The following is a 21,792-nucleotide window of genomic DNA, read 5'->3' as shown; positions in this document are numbered from 1 at the left end:
CTGTCAACTCCGTGCAAACGTCTTCCAAACCCTAGACCATCGGATAGACTGCGCAGCTCATTCTGTCGACTGGCTTCAAGGACGATACATGTCACTCAAAACGCTGCTTGTTATGTTGGGACTTGTCGTGATGCTGACCGGTTGCGCATCGCCGCCACCGGCATTGCCGGACACCCCGCAGCGCCGTGAACTGATGGAGCGCATGTTTGCCAAGTCGACGATCATGCTGTCCTTCAAGGAGTTGGACGCACGGTCCGCCGCCGTGCCGGGCGAACCGCAACGCCAGCTCAGCGCCGATGAGGCATTGGCCAGCCATAAGCAACAAATGAATGTAGACCTGCCGGCGGCGTACTGGGAGCAGCGCCGGGCAAACCTTGCGCAACTTATCGATGCCAGAGCAAAAGGTGAAGCCATAGGTCTGGCGGCATACAAGCAAAAGTACTTCGAGCAGTTGTCCCTGGCACCGACGCCAATGCTCGCGGCGCTGGCCAATGCGCCGAGGATGGACGCGCTGGCAGAGTTTCCATTGGTGCTGCCCAATGATCATCAGCTCAGTTACTTCTACCTGATGACTGTTGCGAACGAAACGTTTTGGGAAATCGAGCAGTTCTACCAGCACATGGCCGATCTGGACGCACAGTATGGCGTCTGTGCCCTGTACCCGGATTGTTACCGCCCGGACTTCCGCACGGCTAAGCCTCAAGCTCCGCGATCTGATTGAAATACTTCGTCCGATCCGGCGTAAACGTCACCTTCATCTTCGTCCGCGAACACATCAGCGAGCGCTCCTGCGCCAGATCAATATCCAGATCCTCACCGCGCAGACCCTGCCACTGCGCCAGATATTTCAGTGAGCCGTACTTCTCGTTTTTCTTCAGGCTGCGACTGACGCCACCCTTCCAGCCCAGCACCGGCAATTCGCCGGCCAGGCAGCGCCGGGCCAGTTCGGGAAAGCGTTCGGCGCGCTGGCGGCCGACTTCCCAGCATTTGATCAGGCCTTGGTCGGCGGCTTCCCAGAGCTGGGTGCGGCTCAGCCCGGTGCGAAGAGGGGAGTCGATGGTGCGCTGGACGTGATGAGGCATTCCGCTTCCTTGAATTCGGGTGTGGTTGGACAGCTCCGCTGTGCCCGTAAAAGATCAAAAGCCCCTCACCCTAGCCCTCTCCCAGAGGGAGAGGGAACTGACTGAGGTATTGGCTTCTTATCTCGACCATTGCGTTGGATGGTAGGTGTGGATGTAACGGCTGGCAACAAGGTATTTCGGCGTGTAAGCGTACGTTGCGGGACGCGTTTCAACGTAACGTGTGTGGCTTTTGTAGGCGCAGTTTTTACACAGCCTGTCGCCAGACATAACCGCCGTGCAGGTTTCACGTTGGGTATGGGCCTGTTGCCGTTGGCTGGCGGGCAGGCCCGTTGTGGAAAAATCCCGTCCAGTCAGGGATCGGTCTGACATGCGCTGACGAAAAAACAGCCCTACGGCTGCCAGGAACTCTTCTCGCCACTCAACTTGCGATCAAGAAAACTCGCCGCACTGATCAACGCCAGATGCGTCAGCGCTTGCGGCGTGTTGCCCAGGTGCCGGCCATGGCTGTCGAACTCTTCTGCGTACAGCCCCAGTGGATTGGCATAACGCAGCAACTGCTCAAACTCCAGATGAGCCTTTTCCACCTGGCCGGCGCGGGCCAGGCATTCGACATACCAGAACGAGCACGCGGCGAACGCGCCTTCGGTGCCGCTGAGGCCATCGATGTTGGCGTCTTCGTTGCGATAGCGATAGACCATGCCGTCGCGCACCAGGGTTTTTTCGATCGCTTCCAGAGTCGAGAGCCAGCGCGGATCCTTGGCGCTGACGAAACGCACCAGCGGCATCAGCAGCATCGAGCCATCCAGCGCGGTGCCGCCCTTGTACTGAACGAAGTGCCCGCGTTCTTCATCCCAGAAGTTATCCCAGATGTCGGTGTAGATCGCTTGCCGGGTCTGGTCCCAACGGGAGAACGGTGCCGGCAGCGAACGCTTGGAAGCCAGGCGGATCGCCCGGTCCAGCGCCACCCAGCACATCAGCCGCGAGTGCAGGAAATGATGAGTCTCGCCGCGCATCTCCCAGATGCCGACATCTTCGCTCTGCCAGTTTTCGCATACCTGATCGACCACCTCGCCAACGTGCCGCCAGCCTTCGTGGGAAATCGCGTCGCCGTACTTGTTGACCAAATACACGGCGTCCATCAGCTCACCGAAGATGTCGAGCTGGATTTGGTCATAAGCGCCGTTACCGATGCGCACCGGTTGCGCGCCGCCGTGACCGGACAGGTGCGTGAGTTCGGTTTCCGGCAATTCCTGCTGGCCGTCGATGGCATAAAGGATGTTGAGTTTCATCGGTTTGCCACAGCAATCGCTGACTCGCCCGCGTAGCCATTGCATGTAGTGGTTGGCTTCATCGACAAAGCCCAGGCGCATGAACGCGTAAACCGTGAACGAAGCGTCGCGGATCCACGTGTAGCGGTAATCCCAGTTGCGTTCGCCGCCGGGGGTTTCCGGCAGGCCGAAGGTGGCGGCGGCGAGGATTGCACCGTGGCGGCGTGAGGTCAGCAGTTTCAGGGCGAGGGCGGAGCGATTGACGATTTCTCGCCAGCGCCCGCGATAGTTGGATTGGCCGATCCAACCACGCCAGTATTTAAGGGTGCGCTGCATGCACAATTCGGCGGCGCCTTCGGCAAAGCGTGGGTCGTCGCTGCCACCGAGCATGAATGCGGCGGTTTCATTGTGCTCGAGGGTGAATTGCGCGACGGCCGCTTGCGCGTCGACGTGCATTGCCTGATCTGAAGCCAGGCGTATCGACGGCTGGCCAGCGGCGTGGAACGTCACGTCCTTTGCGTCCATCTCTGCCCGGGTGTCGGCGCGACCATAGTCGTGGCGCACCGCGCAACGCAGGTTGAACGTCGCCGAGCCGCTGACTACGCGCACCCGGCGCATCAGCAGGGGCAGGGCGTCGACATCGTCACCGATGGGCAACAGATCGGTGATTTCCACCACCGCGTGTTCGCTCAGCCAACGGGTCTGCAAGACGTTGGTGTCGGGCAGATAAATCTGTTCCCGGCGCGCATCCGGCAAGTCCGGCGCGAGCTGGAAAATCCCTGCTTCAGGGGTATCGAGCAGCGAGCAGAAGATCGTCGGGCTGTCGAACTCCGGCCAGCAGAAAAAATCCACGCTGCCCTTGTCGTTGACCAGTGCGGCGCTGCGCATGTCGCCGATGATGCCGTGGGCACCGATGGGACTTTGTTGTTCCATTTCAGGCTCAGCCATTGCCGCGAAACTCCGGATAGAGGCTCATCCCGCCATCGATGAACAGGGTGGTGCCGACGATGTAGTCAGACACATCGGAAGCGAGGAAAACCACTGCGTTGGCAACATCCTCGACATCGCCAATGCGTCCATAGGGAATCAGCTCAAGAAGTTTTTCGCCGGCCGCGCCTTCAGTGGCTTCTGTGTTGATGGCCGTGCTGATCGCACCGGGCGCGATGCTGTTGATACGGATGCGCTGGTGGCTGACTTCCTGAGCGAGGCTCTGCATCAACTGATCGACGCCGCCCTTGGACGCCGCGTAATTGACATGCCCGGCCCATGGAATGCGCTGGTGCACCGAGCTCATGTGAATGATCTTGCCCGCCGCGCGCGACACGCCTTCGCGCACGCCCTGACGCTGGAAAATCCGCAACGCCGCCCGCGCGCAGAGAAACTGCCCGGTGAGGTTGACGCCGATCACCGTGTTCCAATCGTCGAGCGTCATGTCCACGGCGGCAGCGTCTTTTTGCAGGCCGGAATTGGCCACCAGAATGTCCAGCGAGCCGAAGGCTTCGACGGTCTCTTTGAACAGCCGCTCGACATCTTCTTCTTTCGAAACATCCGCGCCGATGGCGATCGCCTTACCGCCTTCGGCGTTAATTTGCGCGGCCAGTTCTTCCGCAGGTTCAGCGCTGCTGTTGTAGTTGATTACGACCGCAGCGCCGGCGGCGGCCAGTGCTTTGGCGGCGGCATGGCCTATGCCGGAGCTGGCACCCGTGACCAGCGCCACCTGATGAGCGAGGGAAATCTGCATGACGATTCGCGCCTTGGTTCCAGAGACTTAAGTAGCTGACTGATGGCCTGCGGCGAGAGTTCATCTGCAACCATGAAAAGTTGGCAGCTTCAGACCTGATAGCGGCCGCTGCTGCGATGCCATTCGACGTTGCCGGCCAGCCAGCTCTTGATTCCGCGCAGATAGCGTTTGAGCAGCGGCGAGGCGTGCGGCAATACCGCCCGTTCCGCCGCCTCGTACAGATGCATGATGTCATCGTGAACGGCAGCACTTTGCGCCATGGCCTGCGCGGGGGAGCAGCCCTGTTCTTGGATCAGCAACATAGGCAGATTGAAATCGCCGATACCGGCCTGCTGTTCCTTCAGCGCGGAAAAAAGATCATTGGCAATGATCGTGGCGCTGGCGGCCAGCGTCGTGACCTTGCGCACCTCGGGTGCGCTGTAGACATTGGCGGGCAATTCATACCCACCGATGATGTCGATCAGCGACAGACACGGCAGGAAACTGTTGACCTGACGCTGAGCCAGATATTCCCAGAGCGCGGGCGTGAGCCCTTCGATCCGCCAGGCCGCTTCGGCGGTCATGGTGACGAACATGGCGATGATTTCATGGCGTACGCGAGCAACCTGCGCCGCGGTCGCGAAAGTCTCGACCCGCCTCAGATAGGCACGCAGCGCGACCAGCACCGGATCGACGCTCAAGGCCTGCTCGAGCCCCGGGCGGAACCGTGCGCTCAGGTAAACCGGTTCCAGCGCCGCCAGCGCCAGGGAAAGGCGCGGCCCGACCATTCTGGGTTCGGACCCGGTTCGCTCATCGTCGCAGTAGTAGTCGTCCACGGCGAACAACGCGGCGAAACATTGCGCCGCGAGCAACAGCCGATCGGGCTCATCGGTGTCGGTATGACAGAGCATGGCGAAGCGACCGAAACCCATGGCGCGGACTTTGTCGAGTTGGCCCGGAAATATCCCGACCTTCTCGATCCATGGCATGAGCAGATCATCCACCCCCCTGGCCAGCGCCCCGTCGACCCGAAACGGCGCCGGACAATTCAGCGGCGGGACGGCCCAGGATGATCCTGTCTTCGCACCAGAAAGGCTTGGCATTGATCGTGCCGCTGAAGCTTTGCGGACGGACTCGAACCACTGCCGGACACCTTCTATCCCGAACTGCTCGACCATCCGGCGAAACCAGATCGTGAACATGTCGGGTGTGTGTTCGATCTGCTCGGCGACCTCCTCCAGCGACAGCCACTGCCAACTTTCGGCTTCCTCGGGATTGGCTACCGGATCGGTCTGACTGATGCCGGCAAACACATGGTCGAATTCATGCTCGATAAGTTGATCGGAGACCTGTTCGTGGTAGAGCATCGAGGCAACTTTCTGCAGTTTGCAGGTCATGCCCATTTCTTCCTGCAATCGGCGGTTGGCAGCCACCGCCGTTCGTTCGCCTTTGCGTGGATGCCCGCAGCAGGTGTTGGTCCATAATCCGCCGGAATGATATTTGCCGAACGCGCGTTGCTGCATCAGCAGCCGTCCTTGTGGATCAAACAGCAGAATCGAAAACGCACGATGACGCAGCCCTTGGTGATGCACCTGCATCTTGGGGGCTACGCCGATCTGGCGATCCGTTGGTGAGACGAGAATCAGCTGTTCTTCCATGGCGGGGCTCCCGAGCGTGTGCGCTAGCGGATGGTGCCCAAGAGCAGTTGCCTGTTCGTCCGGGAGAACCCCGCAGTTGAGCGAAGGCGTTATGAGAACTCCAGGGACAAGAAAAGGCACCTGTCAGATCTGACAGGTCAGCGCGATTTCCGACAGATGGTTATGTGATTTCAGGGGTTGGCGGGATGCTCAATTGGAGGATTGAAGCGCAGAGTGCAGAGTTGTACACCTTCACATTCCACCAACAATTCGTCGCTTCCACGTCACCCGTCGCTATGGCAACTTGGCCGCCCCTGATGAGGCTGCAATCAATGGCAAATCCCTACCGCGAATTGTTCACCGCCCCCGGTGCCCGTGCGTTTGTGCTGGCCGGGATGCTGGCGCGCATGCCGATTTCCATGACCGGCATCGGCCTGATCACCATGCTCGCGCAGTTGAACGGTGGTTATGCGCTGGCGGGTGCGGTGGCGGCGATGTTTGCCTTGGCCACGGCGTTTTGCGCGCCGCAGGTATCGCGGTTGGTGGACCGTTATGGGCAGGGGCGGGTGCTGCCAATTGCAGCGCTGACCGGTGGCGGCGGGTTATTGATGTTGCTGCTGTGCACGCGTGTGCAGGCGCCGGACTGGACGTTGTTCGTCTTCGCCGCGCTGGCCGGGTGCATGCCGAGCATGTCGGCGATGGTGCGGGCGCGCTGGACCGAGATCTATCGTGGCCAGCCGCAATTGCAGACGGCGTATGCCCTGGAGTCGGTGCTCGACGAAGTGTGTTTTATCGTCGGGCCGCCGCTGTCGGTGGGGCTATCCGTTGCGGTGTTTCCCGAGGCCGGGCCGCTGGCGGCGCTGTTGGCCCTGGCCATCGGCGTGACGGTGTTTGTCGCCCAGCGCAGCACCGAGCCGCCCGTGCACGCGCAGGAGTCGCAGCATCAGGGCTCGATCATTCGCTCGACTGACGTGCAATGGCTGCTGGCGTTGATGCTGGCGATGGGCGTGATCGTCGGGGTCATCGATGTGGTCAGCGTCGCTTTCGCTCAACATCAGGGCCAGCCCGCAGCGGCGAGTATTGTTTTGTCGGTGTACGCGATCGGCTCATGCCTGGCCGGCATCGCCTTCGGTGCGATGCGTTCGAAGCTGCCGTTGCCGCGCCTGTTTCTCTACGGCGGCGTGGCGACGGCGGTGACCACGCTGCCGCTGTTATTGGCGAGCAATATTCTCGGCTTGTCGATCGCGGTATTCATCGCCGGGTTGTTCTTTTCACCGACGTTGATTGTGGCGATGGCGTTGATCGAACGCATCGTGCCACCGGCCAAACTGACCGAGGGCCTGACCTGGCTGGTGACCGGGCTGAGCATCGGCGTGGCGATCGGCGCTGCTGGCTCCGGCGCGCTGGTGGATGCGTTTGGCGCGCGTAGCGGATTCTGGCTGGCGATTGCGGCGGGGGCAGTGGTGCTGATTTCAGCGTTTCAAAGTTTCCGTCACTTGAAATGGTAGGAGCTGACGAGTGCAACGAGGCTGCGATCTTTTGACTTTGACTTTGGCTTTGGATTTTGAAGATCAAGATCAAGATCAAAAGATCGCAGCCTCGTTGCACTCGTCAGCTCCTACGCTCCTACAGGAAATGGGGTTACCAGCCGCGTCCTGAGTCGACCCAGAAGTTGACTGACAGCGACGTCGACACCGACTCCACCTGATGGAACCAGCCCTCTGGCAAAAACAGCAGATCGCCAGCCTCCAGCGTCACCCGCAAAAACGTCACCTCCCGCGCTGCCGGGAAACGTTCATAGTCCGGCGCGTCCGGGTTGAAATCGCAGCCATCCAGGCCTCCCTTGGGCGCGGTCGACCAAGTGCCCAGCGCTTCGCGGTGATGCGGCGCGGCGAGGGTGAATTTCTTCTGCCCCCAGACCTGGGCGAAGAGGTTGTCGGTGTCATCGCGGTGCAACGGCGTCAACGTGCCCTTGGGGCCGATCCAGATGCGCGGCGGGATGAACAGCGACGTGTCGAAGTAGGGCGGGTACTGGATCTGCTGCAGCAATTGCGCCGGCAGGATGTTGTTGCCCATGTACGCCGGCGGCTCGCCATCCGCGCCTTTGACCGCCGGGCTGTCCAGCGAGGCGATGAACTCGGCCATCGAAGTGGAGCGAAAATCACGCTCGGTGGAAAAGGTCTTCTTCACATAATCGCCATGGCGGGTAATGCCCTGCAGTTCAGCGAAATGCACCAGCGATTCCTCGCGGCTCAGGCTGAACAATGGCCAGTCGTGCAGGGCATTGCTGATCACCAACGGAATGCCGTTGGGCAGATAACGGGTTTCGAATTCGAGCCGGCTCAACTCGGCGCGCGCACGGCGTTCGACGCTGGTCTGGCGAGGCAGCGCGGCAGTGAGCTTTTCGCTGAAGCGTGGCGGCGTCGGGTAGCGCTTGTTCATGTCGACCTTTTCCACCGTGCCGCCACCCTGGCGAGCGTGGTCGATGATCTGCGGCAACATCGTCGCCAGGCCCATGTTGCCGCCGATCTTCAGGCGCCCGCTGGCGAACAGTTCCTCGACGTTGACCACGCCGGCCATGATCCCGAGAAAATCCTTTTCAGCGACTTCGATGGTCACGTCCGGACGCGGGTGGCGCCCGACTGCCGTGCGCTGGCTGGTCTTGATGTCGTACCAGTACGCCTGCTGCCCACTGAAAATGAACTGGAAAACCCCCTCGATGCCGACCGCGCCGGCGTTGGCGAACAACTTGCCCAGAATGCTCTGCAGGTCCACGGTGATTCCCTCGCGATTGTTGTTTTTTTCCTGAACAGGCAACGAGCGGCTGGCGAGGGAATTTAGCGACCGGGCGACTAATTTGTCCGGCCAGTGATCCGTCTTTCTTGCAGACACATTTTTCAAGGAAAGCGCGGTGACCAAGCTGACATTGCTGTGCCTGCCCTATTCGGGCGCCAGCGCCATGGTTTACAGCCGCTGGCGGCGCCAACTGCCGACGTGGCTGCAATTGCAACCGGTGGAACTGCCGGGACGTGGCGCGCGGTTCGATGAACCGCTGCAAACCGACATGCGCGCACTGGCGCGGCAACTGGCGCGCGAGCACAAGCCGGGGCTGCAAGGCCCTTATGCGTTGTTCGGGCATAGCCTCGGTGCGTTGCTCGCCTGCGAACTGGCCCATGCCTTTCGCGAACTGGGTGTGCCGGAGCCGCTGGCGCTGTTCGCCTCCGGCACCGCCGCACCGACCATGCGCAGCGACTACGACCGCGGCTTTGCCGAACCGCGCAGCGATGCAGAGCTCATCGAACAGTTGCGCACCTTTCAGGGCACCAGCGAAGAAATCCTCGCCAATGAGGAATTGATGAGCCTGACCCTGCCGGTGCTGCGCGCCGATTTCATGATGTGCGGGCGCTTTACGCCTGCCGAGCGGCCCCTGCTCAATTGCCCGGTGCACGTGCTCGGTGGCAAGGAAGACCGCGCCACCACCGAACAACTGATCGGCTGGAGCAAAGAGACCCTGGGCAGTTTCTCGGTGGACATGATGACCGGCGGGCATTTCTTCATTCATGAGCACGAAGCGCGGGTCATTCGCACGATCAAGATGCATCTGGAAGTGCATCACCGACGCCTTGCGCAGGCCGTGCAACCGGCGTTCTGAGACGCGACTCATCTATCATTTTCAGGAGGCCAGTCATGGCTGTTGCTCTGGGGTTTTCCGTGCGGCCGTTGCTGCCGCAGCGCGGACGTTTGCCGCTGTTGGTCGAGGCGGGCGATGCCGACACCGATCTGTTGGCGGTATTCGATGAATTGAAGGCCTTGGTCGACGAGCACCTGCTACGCGACGGTGGCGTGCTGTTTCGCGGTTTCCGCCTCGACGGCGCCGAGCAGTTTCGCCAGTTTGCCGCGAGTTTCGGCCATCCGCTGCTGAACTACGAGTTCGGCTCGACGCCGCGCACCAACGTCACTCAAGGCGTGTACACCTCCACCGAATACCCGGCGCACCAGAGCATTCCGCTGCACAACGAGCAGGCCTATTCCCGCGACTGGCCGATGAAGATCTGGTTCTACAGCATGATCGCAGCTAAATCCGGCGGCGAGACGCCGATTGCCGACAGCCGCGAAGTCTACCGGCGCATCCCCGTGGCGATCCGCGAGCGTTTCGTCAGTAAAGGCCTGATGTACGTGCGCAACTTCGGCAATGGCCTCGACGTGGCCTGGGAAGACGTGTTCAACACCGAAGACCGTGAAGTCGTCGAGGCCTACTGCAAGGCCCACGGCATTGTCTGCGAATGGAAGGACGACGGTGAGCTGCGCACGCGCCAGACCTGTCAGGCGGTGGCGGTGCACCCGGTGACCGGCGACCACGTCTGGTTCAATCAGGCGCACCTGTTTCACATCTCCAACCTGCCAGCGGACGTGCGCGAAAGCCTGCTCGATATCGTTGACGAAGAAGATCTGCCGCGTAACGTCTACTACGGCGACGGCTCGCCGATCGAAGACGAGGTGCTGGCGCAGATTCGGGCGGTGCTCGACGACTGTGCGATCAGTTTCCCCTGGCAGGAGGGCGATGTGATGATGCTCGACAACATGCTCTCGGCTCACGCGCGCTCACCGTTCGAAGGGCCGCGCAAAGTCATCGTGGCGATGGCCGAGGGGCATTCGCAGGACGTGCGCTGACCTGTTCGCAACCCTTCAACTCAAATGCCGAATCCGGGCCTGTACCGGCTTCGGCATTTGTCTGTCTGGCCTTTGTACCGTCGGGCCGTGATTGCCGCTGGCGCGCTAAATCATCGCGCGGGCCATTCGTTCTTGTTGATACGACCGGGTCTCCAGGTCACGCCGCCGATCAGCAAGGACTCCACGCATGAATGCCGCAGACGCACAGAAACTAGCCCGCCGCTTTATCGAATTGCCCCAGGACAAACGCCGTCTGTTCCTCGCTGGCATGGCCCGCGAGGGCATCGATTTTGCGCAGCTGCCCATGACCGCCTGCGACGGCATCGCCGAGCGTGACGGCCTGTCTTACGCGCAGCAGCGCATGTGGTTTCTCTGGCAACTGGAGCCGACCAGCGCAGCCTACAACCTGCCGATGGCGGTGCGTCTGGATGGCGATCTGCAAGTCGAAGCATTGGAGCAAGCCTTCAGCCGTTTGGCGGCGCGCCACGAATGTTTGCGCACCACCTTCGGCCAGGACGGCGAGCGGGCCTTCCAGCGTGTGGCCGAACCAAAGCCACTGAAGTTACCCGTGACTGACCTGAGCGAATTGCCCGAAGCGCAGCGCTGGCCGCTGGCGCAGCAGCACATGATGGCCGAGGCGACCCAGGCCTTCGACCTGCAGAACGGCCCGCTGCTGAGTCTGCGGCTGTTGCGCCTTGCCGAAGAGGAACACGTGCTGCTGCTGACCCTGCATCACATCATCGCCGACGGCTGGTCGATGAATATTCTGATCGACGAATTCATGCGCACTTACGACGCGTTGGTGGCCGGGCGTGAACCGACGCTGGCGCCCTTGACCGTGCATTACCGCGACTACGCACTGTGGCAACGCAGCTGGCTGGAGGCCGGTGAGCGCGAGCGGCAACTGGACTACTGGCGCACGCAACTGGGCGACGAACATCCAGTGCTGGAGTTGCCCACCGATCGGGCCTATCCGGCGCAGTCCAGCCATCAAGGCGCACGCCTGGAAACGGTGATCGACGCAGCCCTGCGCGAAGAACTGAAAAACCTTGCCCAGCGTCAGGGCGTGACCTTGTTCGTGGTGTTGCTGGCAGCGTTCAAAACCCTGTTGCATCGCTACAGCGGCCAGACCGATATTCGTGTCGGCGGGCTGATCGCCAACCGCACCCGCAGTGAAACCGAAGGGTTGATCGGCTTCTTCGTCAACACGCAGATCCTGCGCAGCGCGGTCACCGCACAAACGCCGTTCACCGAGTTGCTGCAGAACCTGCGCCAGGCCGCCCTCGGCGCCCAGGCCCATCAGGACCTGCCGTTCGACGCCCTGATCGAAGCCCTGCAACCGGCGCGCAGTCAGAGCCACAATCCGCTGTTTCAAGTGATGTTCAACCACCAGCCGCTGGTTACCGATTTGCATCAGGCGCAACTCGCTTCAGGCTTGCGCGTGGGTTATCTGAGCGAAGAGCAACTAACCGGCAGCGCTCGGCAACACGCGGCCACCAGTGATCTGATGCTCGACACCCGCGAGGAGGGCGAGCAACTGTTTGCCGCCTTCACTTACGCCACGGATATTTTCGACGCCGCCACCATCGCCGCGCTGGCCGGGCATTGGCGCAACGTCCTCCAGTCGGTGTGCCGCGACCCGCAGCAGTTGATCGGCGAAGTGACGATGCTCGCCGACAGCGAACGCCACGGGTTGATCCAGGCCACCGCGTCAGCGCCTCGCTTTATCAGCGTGCAAAGCCTGTTCGAAGCGCAGGTCGCACGGACTGCGCAAGCGCCGGCGGTGCTGTTGGCCACTGCCCCTGCACCAGCATTCAGCTACGCCGAACTCAACAGCCGCAGCAATCGCTTGGCCCATCAATTACGCGCACAGGGTGTCGGCCCGGACGTGCTGGTCGGCGTCGCGCTGGGACGTTCACTGGAACTGGCTGTGGCGCTGCTGGCGGTGCTCAAGGCTGGCGGTGCCTATGTGCCGCTGGATCCGCAAACCCCGGCCGAACGCTTGCGCCATGTGCTCGCTGACAGTGGTTTGCAACTGTTGCTCAGTGATCAGCAAAGCCTCGCCAAGCTGCCGCCACTGGATGGCATCGAGTGCCTGTGTCTGGAGCAATTGCCCGACAGCGAGCAGAGCGACAACCTGCCGGTCACGGTCGAGGCTGACAACCTCGCTTACGTGATCTACACCTCTGGCTCCACCGGGCGGCCGAAAGGCGTGGCGGTCAGTCATGGCGCGCTCAGCGAGTTCATCGCCCGCGCCATCGACTACAGCGATCTGCGCGAAGGCGACCGGGTTCTGCAATTCGCCACCAGCAGTTTTGATGGCTTCGTCGAGCAGTTTTTCCCACCGCTGTGCCACGGCGCCAGCGTCGTCATGCGCGACGCGCCGTTGTGGGACAGCGCGACTTTGCATCAGGTCATCGTCGATCAGGGCATCACTCTGGCCGACCTGCCGGCGGCTTATTGGTATTGGCTGGTGCAGGAATACGCGGCGAAACCGCCGGCAAGTTTCGGCGCGCTGCGGCAGGTTCACGTCGGCGGTGAAGCCATGGCGGTGGACGGTTTGCGCTTGTGGCAACAGGCCGGGCTCGGCCATGTGCGCCTGCTCAACACCTACGGCCCGACCGAGGCCACGGTGGTCTCGACGATTCATGACTGCACCGCGCTGACCGCGCAGGACGTGTCGTGGCGCGGCATGCCGATCGGCCACGCACTGGCAGCGCGGCGTCTGTACGTGCTCGACGATGATCTGAACCTGCTGCCGCAAGGTGCGGTGGGCGAGTTGTACATCGGTGGGCCGGGGCTGGCGCGCGGTTATCACCGTCAGCCGAGCCTCAGCGCCGAGCGGTTCATCGCCGACCCTTTCGCCGATGGCCAGCGCCTGTACCGCACCGGCGACCGTGCGCGGCTGCGCGGCGATGGCGCGCTGGAATATGTCGGCCGGGTCGATCATCAAGTGAAGATTCGCGGCTTCCGCATCGAACTGGGCGAGATCGAATCGCGCCTGCAGCAATCTCCGGGCGTTCGCGAAGCAGTGGTGCTGGCGGTGCCGTTCGCCGGCGGTGCGCAACTGGTCGCTTATGTAGTGACGCAGCCGGCAGTGCTCGCCAGTGCGGCGACGCAAACGGCGTTCCGTCAGCAGACCCGCGCCGCGCTGCAAGCCAGCCTGCCGGATTACATGGTGCCGGGGCAACTGTTGTTGCTGGCGAACCTGCCGCTGACACCGAGTGGCAAGCTCGACCGCAAGGCATTGCCGACGCCGGATCCGGCGCAGTTGCAGGGCGATTACCGCGCCCCGCAATCGCCGGCCGAACAGTGTCTGGCGCAGGTCTGGGCCGAGGTGCTGCACGTGCCGCGTGTGGGCCTGGACGATCACTTTTTTGAACTGGGCGGCCATTCGTTGCTGGCCGCGCAGGTGATTGCCCGGGTCAAGGAGCAGATGGGCGTGGTGCTGCCGCTGCGCAGCCTGTTCGAAAAACCGCTGCTGGCGGATCTCGCCGAGATGCTCGGGCAACTGGCCGAGACGAGCGGCGACGACGACTGGTCCGACCTGGATCAGTTCATGAATGCTTTGCAAGGAGAAGAAGTATGAGCGGCACGATGGCGGAACGTATTGCAAAAAGGTTCGTCGGCCTGCCGCTGGAACAGCGTCGGCTGTTTCTCGCCAAGCTGCGCGAGGAGGGCAAGGATTTCAGCCTGTTGCCGCTGCCGGTCAGCCGCCACGACTGCGCGCAGATTCCCCTGTCGTTCGCCCAGCAGCGCCTGCTGTTTCTCTGGCAACTGGAACCGCACAGCGCCGCATACAATATGGCCGCTGGCTTGCGTCTGAAAGGCCGGCTGGATGAGTCGGCCCTGAGCCGCTCGTTCGATCATCTGCTGGCGCGCCATGAAGTGTTGCGCACGGTGTTTCACACCGACGGCGATCAAGCGCATCAGCTGATTCTCGAGCAGCAAAGTATTGCGCTGCAACGCTTCGATCTGACCGGCACCGCCGCGCAAGAGCGCGAAGAACTGCTCGCGCAACACGTGCAAGACGTCACCGCGCAACCGTTCGATCTGCGCCACGGCCCGCTGTTGCGCGCCAGCCTGTTTGCTTTGGCCGACGATGAGTTCGTGCTGGTGGTGAGCATGCATCACATCGTCTCCGATGGCTGGTCGATGGACGTCATGGTCAAGGAATTCGTGCAGTGCTATCAGGCGTTCAGCCTGCAGCGCGAGCCGCAATTGCCGGCGCTGCCGTTGCAATACGCCGACTATGCGATCTGGCAGCGGCGCTGGCTGGAGGCCGGCGAGGGTGAACGCCAGCTCGACTACTGGCGTCAGCAATTGGGCGACGAACATCCGCTGCTGGAAGTGGCGCCGGACTTTGCCCGACCGCTGACGCAAAGCTTTGCAGGACAGACCCTGAGCTTTGATTTCGGCACCGACCTGTCGCAACAGCTCAACGTTTTTGCGCGCAGCCAGGGCATCAGCCTGTTCATGCTGGTGCTGGCCGGGTTCTCGCTGTTCCTTTCGCGTCTGGCCGGCGAGCGCGACATTCGTGTCGGCGTGCCGAATGCCAACCGTGGCCGCGCCGAAGTCGAGGGACTGATCGGTTTCTTCGTCAACACCCAGGTGCTGCGTTGCCAGGTCGATGAGCGCGGCAGTTTCGCCGATTTGCTCGCGCAGGTGCGTGAAGCGGCGTTCGGTGCGCAGGCGCATCAGGAATTGCCGTTCGAGCAACTCGTCGACGAATTGGTCGCCGAACGCACCCTGGGCCACAACCCGCTGTTTCAAGCCAAGTTCAACCAGAACGTCGGCATGCAGAAACAACGCTCGATGGCCTTGCCCGGCCTGACCGTCAGTGAATACCCGCTGGCCAAGGACGGCACGCATTTCGATCTGGCCTTGGATATCACCGACGACGGCGCGCTGATCCACGGCCAGATGACCTACGCCAGCGATCTCTATCGGGCGGAAACGGTCGCCGGTTTTGTGCCGATGTTGCTGGATCTGTTTACCCAGTTGCTCGACTCGCCGCAGGCGCCATTGCACACAGTTGCCACACCACGGCCTGCTGCGCTTGCCAGCCAACGCGAACCGGCGTTGACGGTGTTGCAACACTGGGCGCGTGAAGTGGCTCGGCAGCCGCAGGCGCTGGCGGCTCGTGATTTGCAGAAGACAATGACGTTCCAGGCGCTGGATGAGGAGGCCAATCGTCTCGCCCATTATTTGCGTGCGCAGGGCGTCAGTGTCGGCGAACCGGTGGCGGTGCTGCTGGAGCGTTCGCTGGACTGGCTGACTTGCCTGCTGGCGATTTTCAAGGCTGGCGCGGTGTACATGCCCCTCGACGTCAAGGCGCCGAGCGCGCGCCTGAAGCAGATGCTCGGCGCTGCCCAGGCGCGGGCGCTGATCGGTGCTGAAGGCGACGCACGACTCAGCGAAGTGGCGGGTGAGGGCTGTCAGGGTGTGGAATTTGCACCGGGGCAATGGCACTCGCTGCCGGCATCCGCGCCTGAGCTGACGCTGTATGCGCAGTCGCCGGCCTACGTCATTCACACCTCAGGTTCCACCGGGCAACCCAAGGGCGTGCTGGTCAGCCACGGCGCGCTGGGCAGTTACGTGCACGGCGTACTCGAACGTCTGGCGCCGGCGCCCGAGGCGAGCATGGCGCTGGTCTCGACTATCGCCGCCGACCTTGGCTTCACCGTGCTGTTCGGTGCGTTGTGCTCGGGTCGACTGCTGCATGTGCTGCCGGAAGAACTCGGCTTCGACCCGGATCGCTTTGCCGACTACATGGCCCGCCATCGCGTCGGCGTGCTGAAAATCGTCCCCGGGCATCTCGCCGCGCTGTTGCAGGCGGCCAAGCCTGTCGATGTGCTGCCGGAACACGCGCTGATCGTCGGCGGCGAGGCCTGTTCGCCAGCGCTGGTCGAGCGTGTGCAGCAACTGAAACCGGGCTGTCGTCTGATCAACCACTATGGCCCGAGCGAAACCACCGTGGGCGTGCTGACCCACGAGGTCGAAGAACTCGCCGCCCAGGCGCGCAGTGTTCCGATCGGCACCGCGCTGGTCGGTGCTCATGTCCATGTGCTCGACGATGTGCTCAACCCGGTAGCCGATCAGGTTGCCGGTGAGTTGTACATCGGTGGCGACAGCGTTGCCCTTGGCTACCTGAATCAGCCGGGGCTCACCGCTGAGCGTTTCCTGCCTGATCCGTTTGGGAACCCCGGCGCGCGGGTGTACCGCAGTGGCGACCGGGTCCGGCGCAATCGCGAGCAGGCGCTGGAATTCATCGGTCGTGCCGACGATCAGGTCAAAGTGCGCGGCTACCGTGTGGAGCCTGCGGAAGTCGCGCGGGTGTTGCTCAGCCTCGATGGCGTCAGCGAAGCCGCCGTGCTCGCGCTGCCACTGGATGACGACCCGGCGCGCCTGCAACTCCTGGCATGGTGCGTGCCGGCAGTGGGCGCGAAGGTGCAGGCGCAGGAACTGCGCGAGCAGTTGCAGGCGCGGCTGCCGGATTACATGGTGCCGGCGCAGTTGCTGTTGCTGGAAAAGCTGCCCCTGACTGCCAACGGCAAGCTCGACAAGCGTGCCTTGCCAGTGCCCGGCGTGGTCAGCCAGCAGTTCGTCGCGCCGGTCGGTGAGATCGAGGAAAAACTGGCGGCCATCTGGGCCGAGGTGCTCAAGCTCGAAAGAGTCGGCAGCAGCGATAACTTCTTTGAACTGGGCGGCGACTCGATCCTCAGCTTGCAGATCATCGCCCGGGCCAAGCGCCAGGGCATCAAGCTCAGCCCCAAGCAGTTGTTCGAAAAACAGACCATCGGCCAACTGGCTGCTGTGGCCAAACTGATCGAAGCCAAACCGGCTGCCGTCGCCGCACCAGTGGCTCGCGGGCCGTTGCCGTTGCTGCCAATCCAGGTGCGCTTCTTCGATACGCCGATTGCCCAGCGCCAGCACTGGAACCAGGCGGTGATGCTGCAACCGACCCTGGCGCTGGACGCCGTGCATTTGCGCAAGGCGCTGGCGGCGCTGGTCGAGCAGCACGAAGCGCTGGCCTTGAGCTTTGTGCAGTCGGGCGATAGCTGGCAGGCGTGGCCGCAGGCTCAGCGCGATGCCGAACTGCTTTGGCTGCGCGAACTGGACAGTCTCGATGCCTTGCCGGCCGTGGCCGACGCGGCGCAGCGCAGCCTTGATCTGCAACGCGGGCAGTTGCTGCGCGCGGTGCTGGTCACTCTGCCGAATGCCGAGCAGCGCTTGTTGCTGGTCATTCATCACCTGGTGGTCGATGGCGTGTCGTGGCGCATTCTGCTCGAAGACTTGCAGCAGGCTTACCAGGCATTGGCGGCGGGGACGGCGCCGATGTTGCCAAGCCAGAGCAGTTCGCTGCACAACTGGGCCGAGCAGTTGCATCGTTATGCGCAGAGTAAAGCGCTTGCCGGCGAACGCGATTATTGGCGCCAGACCCTGGCGGCTGAAGACGCGGCACTGCCACAAGATTTCGCCGTAGACAGCCAGACCCGCGCCCAGGCCGCTCGCGCCAGTACGCGCCTGAGCCAGACATTGACCGACAAGCTGCTGAAAGTCGCCCCGGCGGCCTACCGCACGCAAATCAACGACCTGTTGCTGACCGCATTGGCGCGGGTGTTGTGTGACTGGAGCGAGCAACCGTCGGTGTTGATCCAGCTCGAAGGCCATGGTCGTGAAGACCTGTTCGACGACATCGACCTGAGCCGCACGGTCGGCTGGTTCAGCAGCCTGTACCCGGTGCGCCTGACTCCGCAGGCCAATCCCGCTGCGTCGCTGTGCGCGATCAAGGAGCAACTGCGCGCCGTGCCGGGCAAAGGCATCGGTTATGGCGTGCTGCGTTACCTCACGCGTGCAGCCGAGTTGCAGACGCTGGCGCAACCACGGGTGACCTTCAATTACCTCGGTCAGTTCGACGGCGCGTTCAGCGCCGAGCAAGGCGCGTTGTTCCTGCCAAGCGCTGACAGCACCGGCGCCAATCAGGATGGGCAAGCGCCGCTGGGCAATTGGCTGAGCGTCGACGGACAGGTTCTCGGCGGAGAGCTGGAACTGACCTGGACCTTCGGCACCGGCATGTACCGCGCCGAGACCATCGAGGCGCTGGCCGAGGCTTATCGCCGCGAACTGCAACGCTTGATCGAACATTGCTGCGACAGCGCGGCCGGTGGCGTGACACCGTCGGACTTCAAACTCGCCAACCTGACCCAGGCGCAGCTGTCGGCGCTGCCGATGGCGCCGCGTGACATCGTCGATCTGTACCCGCTGTCGCCGATGCAGCAAGGCATTCTGTTCCACAGCCGCAACGAGCCGGACAGCCCGGCCTACACCAATCAGCTGCGCGTCGACGTCGAGCAGCTCGACGCCGAGCGCTTCCGCCAGGCCTGGCAGCAGACCGTCGATGCCCACGATATTTTGCGCACGGCGTTCGTCTGGCCGCAGGATGCCGCCGCGCCGGTGCAAGTGGTGCGCAGCCGTGTGCAGATGCCGTGGCAGGTGCAGGACTGGCGCGGTCGCGCTGGCCTTGATTCAGCACTTGATCATCTGGCCACTGAAGACCTGCACAACGGTTTCGATCTGCTCGACGCACCGCTGTTGCGCGTGACGTTGGTGCACATCGATGAGCACACTCATCACCTGATCTACACCTGCCATCACATCCTGATGGACGGCTGGAGCACTTCGCAGTTGTTCGGCGAAGTGCTGCAACGTTACGCCGGCATCGCGCCGAGCGCAGGGCAGGGGCGTTATCGCGATTACATCGAATGGCTCGGCCAGCGTGATCAGCAGGCCAGTCGACAGTTCTGGAGCACGGCGCTGGCGGATCTCGAAGAGCCGACGCGACTGGCCAGCGCCATACCCGTCAGGCACGCGGCCAGCGGCTATGCCGATCACGAGCATGTGTTCAGCGAACCGCTGACCGCCGAACTGAACCGCTTTGCCCGCGAGCAGAAAGTCACGCTCAACACGCTGGTGCAAGCGGCGTGGCTGCTGCTGTTGCAGCGTTATACGGGCCAGGATCATGTGACGTTCGGCGCGACTGTCGCCGGGCGGCCGACGGATTTGCCGGGTGTCGAGCAGCAGATCGGCCTGTTCATCAACACCTTGCCGGTGGTGGCAGCGCCGTCGGCCGAGATCGCTGTGAATCAATGGCTGCAACAGGTGCAGGCGCTCAACCTGGCCTTGCGCGAGCACGAACACACGCCGCTGTATGACATTCAGCGCTGGGCCGGTACGGGCGCCGGGGCGTTGTTCGACAGCATTCTGGTGTTCGAAAACTACCCGATGGCGCAAGCGCTGGCGCAGGGTCCACAGACGGGTCTGAAGTTCTCGGCAATCCGCCGGCAGGAGCAGACCAACTATCCGCTGACGCTGGTGGCGGTCACCGGCCGCGAGCTGAGTCTGGGTGTGAGTTACGATCAGGCGAGTTTCGACGCTCAAGCGATCCGCGCGTTGAGCGGGCAACTGCAAGGTCTGCTCGAGCAGTTCCTCGCCGACGCCACACAGCCGCTGGGCGCGCTGCAACTGCTCGCCGAGCCACAACAGCAACAAGCGATCGAGTGGGGCAAGGCGCCGGTTACCACGCCGGATCAACGCACAGTGCTGGCGCACATCGCCGCGCAAGTGCAGCGACAGCCACAGGCGAACGCGGTGCTGTTCGCTGAGCAGTCCATCGCTTACCAAGACCTCGATACCCGGGCCAATCGTCTGGCGCACAAGCTGCAAGGCATGGGCGTCGGGCCGGAAGTGCGCGTAGGCGTGTGCATGCGCCGCACGCCGCAGATGCTGGTCGGCTTGCTGGCGATCCTCAAGGCCGGTGGCGCCTACGTACCGCTCGACCCGGATTACCCGCAGGAACGTTTGCTGCACATGCTCGACGACAGCCGCGCGGCGGTGCTGCTCACTGAGCCAGCGGCATTGGCGATGCTGCCCGAAACCTTGAGTGCGCAGGTGCTGCTGGTGGACGAGAACGTCGCCAGCGAATGCCCGGCCACTGCGCCACTGGTTAACCTCGCGGCCGAAAATCTGGCGTACGTGATCTATACCTCCGGCTCCACCGGCAAACCGAAAGGCGTAGCGATCAGCCACGGCAATCTGTCGGCGCTGATTCAATGGTCGGCTGGGGTCTATCGCGAAGAACAATTACGCGGTGTGCTGGCTTCGACTTCGATCTGCTTCGACCTGTCGGTGTGGGAAATTTTCGTCACGCTGGCCTGCGGAGGCTGTCTGGTATTGGCCGACAACGCCCTGGCGCTGGCGGATTTGCCGGCGCGCAATCAGGTTACGCTGATCAATACCGTGCCGTCGGCGATTGCCGCGTTGCAGCGCGCCGGGCAGATTCCGGCTTCGGTCGGCACCGTCAATCTGGCCGGCGAACCGCTCAAGCAGGGTCTGGTCGACAGCCTCTACGCCAGCACTGAGGTGCGACAGGTCTACGACCTCTACGGGCCGTCGGAGGACACCACTTATTCGACCTTCACCCTGCGCACGCCGCAGGGCCGGGCGAACATTGGCCGGCCACTGGATAACACCGTGGCGTACCTGCTCGACAGTCAGTTGCAGGCGCTGCCCGAGGGCGTGGCGGCCGAGCTGTATCTGGCGGGTGCCGGGGTGACGCGCGGCTATCTACGCCGCGCCGCGCTGACCGCCGAACGCTTTGTGCCGAATCCTTACGCAGCCAATGGCGAGCGCCTGTACCGCACCGGCGATCTGGTGCGCCAGGGCGACGATGGCAACATCGAGTACATCGGTCGCGCCGACCATCAGGTGAAGATTCGCGGTTTCCGCATCGAACTCAGCGAGATCGAAGCGCGCCTGCTGGAACTCGACGATATCCTTGAGGCGGTGGTACTGGCGCAGGACGGCGCCGCAGGCAAACACCTGCATGCCTACCTCGTTGCTGCGCCGGCCAGTGAGCGGTCGACGCTGGCCGAGCGGGTGCGCAATGCCTTGGCCAGTCGCTTGCCGGCGCACATGGTGCCGGGGCATCTGCACCTGATCGACGCGATCCCGCTGACGCCCAACGGCAAGCTCGATCGCAAGGCGCTGATGGCGTTGGGCGAGAGCCCGACGCAGGAGCAATACCTAGCGCCGCAAAGCGATCTGCAATGGGAGGTCGCGACGATCTGGCAGGAAGTGCTGGAGGTCGAGCGGGTAGGGCTGGCGGACAATTTCTTCCAGCTCGGCGGCCATTCGTTACTGGCCACGCAGGTGGTGACCCGGGTGCAGGAACGTCTGGGCGACAAGGTGCCGCTCAAGGCGTTGTTCGAAACCGACACGCTCAAGGATTTCTGCGCGGGGATTGAAGCGCTGCGCGTCGAAATGTCGCCCGTTCAGGATGAATTGGCTAAATCACTGGAGGCCCTCAAACGTCTATCCCTCGATGATCTGGAAAAACTGATTTCTTGAGAGGG

11 protein-coding genes are annotated in these 21,792 nt (G+C 62.7%); 6 read left to right on the top strand and 5 right to left on the bottom strand.

Going from position 1 to position 21,792, the window contains the following annotated elements:
• The first annotated feature begins 88 nt into the window (after positions 1 to 88).
• A complete protein-coding gene (locus tag AB4N47_RS14060) occupies positions 89 to 721 on the top strand; it encodes a hypothetical protein (RefSeq protein ID WP_341637967.1) in 633 nt (210 codons plus the stop codon).
• Here the strand turns inward: AB4N47_RS14060 and AB4N47_RS14055 are convergent.
• The 4 genes from AB4N47_RS14055 to AB4N47_RS14040 all read right to left on the bottom strand — a co-directional run bounded on the left by AB4N47_RS14055 (position 693) and on the right by AB4N47_RS14040 (position 5,848).
• Positions 693 to 1,082, bottom strand: coding sequence for a hypothetical protein (locus AB4N47_RS14055; RefSeq protein ID WP_341637966.1), 390 nt, complete (start codon positions 1,080 to 1,082; stop codon positions 693 to 695). The two genes, AB4N47_RS14060 and AB4N47_RS14055, sit on opposite strands and share 29 nt — an antisense overlap.
• Before the next feature lie 389 nt (positions 1,083 to 1,471).
• Positions 1,472 to 3,298: a glycoside hydrolase family 15 protein gene (locus tag AB4N47_RS14050; protein WP_341637965.1), complete on the bottom strand. Its 1,827-nt coding sequence runs from the start codon at positions 3,296 to 3,298 to the stop codon at positions 1,472 to 1,474.
• Positions 3,291 to 4,091 (bottom strand): glucose 1-dehydrogenase, encoded by an 801-nt coding sequence (locus AB4N47_RS14045; protein WP_341637964.1) that lies wholly within the window; start codon positions 4,089 to 4,091, stop codon positions 3,291 to 3,293. Before AB4N47_RS14045 ends, AB4N47_RS14050 begins: the two co-directional genes overlap by 8 nt.
• Positions 4,092 to 4,180: 89 nt before the next feature.
• Positions 4,181 to 5,848 (bottom strand): family 2 encapsulin nanocompartment cargo protein terpene cyclase, encoded by a 1,668-nt coding sequence (locus tag AB4N47_RS14040; RefSeq protein ID WP_341637963.1) that lies wholly within the window; start codon positions 5,846 to 5,848, stop codon positions 4,181 to 4,183.
• A 191-nt stretch (positions 5,849 to 6,039) separates the two neighbouring features.
• Here AB4N47_RS14040 and AB4N47_RS14035 point away from each other — a divergent pair, with 191 nt between their 5' ends.
• Positions 6,040 to 7,215, top strand: coding sequence for an MFS transporter (locus AB4N47_RS14035; protein WP_341637962.1), 1,176 nt, complete (start codon positions 6,040 to 6,042; stop codon positions 7,213 to 7,215).
• Positions 7,216 to 7,348: 133 nt separating this feature from the next.
• On the opposite strand, the gene AB4N47_RS14030 is transcribed toward AB4N47_RS14035, so the two are convergent.
• Positions 7,349 to 8,482, bottom strand: a complete 1,134-nt coding sequence (locus AB4N47_RS14030) for a cupin-like domain-containing protein (RefSeq protein WP_341637961.1) — start codon at positions 8,480 to 8,482, stop codon at positions 7,349 to 7,351.
• A gap of 136 nt (positions 8,483 to 8,618) precedes the next feature.
• Here AB4N47_RS14030 and AB4N47_RS14025 point away from each other — a divergent pair, with 136 nt between their 5' ends.
• The 4 genes from AB4N47_RS14025 to AB4N47_RS14010 all read left to right on the top strand — a co-directional run bounded on the left by AB4N47_RS14025 (position 8,619) and on the right by AB4N47_RS14010 (position 21,787).
• Positions 8,619 to 9,359, top strand: a complete 741-nt coding sequence (locus AB4N47_RS14025) for a thioesterase II family protein (protein ID WP_341637960.1) — start codon at positions 8,619 to 8,621, stop codon at positions 9,357 to 9,359.
• A gap of 35 nt (positions 9,360 to 9,394) precedes the next feature.
• Complete coding sequence (locus AB4N47_RS14020; RefSeq protein WP_341637959.1) at positions 9,395 to 10,378, top strand: TauD/TfdA family dioxygenase; 984 nt, start codon at positions 9,395 to 9,397, stop codon at positions 10,376 to 10,378.
• A 187-nt stretch (positions 10,379 to 10,565) separates the two neighbouring features.
• Positions 10,566 to 13,967, top strand: coding sequence for an amino acid adenylation domain-containing protein (locus AB4N47_RS14015; protein ID WP_341637958.1), 3,402 nt, complete (start codon positions 10,566 to 10,568; stop codon positions 13,965 to 13,967).
• Positions 13,964 to 21,787: an amino acid adenylation domain-containing protein gene (locus AB4N47_RS14010; protein ID WP_341637957.1), complete on the top strand. Its 7,824-nt coding sequence runs from the start codon at positions 13,964 to 13,966 to the stop codon at positions 21,785 to 21,787. The genes AB4N47_RS14015 and AB4N47_RS14010 overlap by 4 nt, the downstream gene beginning before the upstream one ends.
• The last annotated feature ends 5 nt before the right edge of the window (positions 21,788 to 21,792 follow it).

The sequence above is a fragment of the Pseudomonas sp. S3_G06 genome (assembly GCF_054667565.1).
The sequence above is the reverse complement of the archived record's forward strand: the minus strand, read 5'-3'. Positions and strand labels throughout refer to the sequence as shown.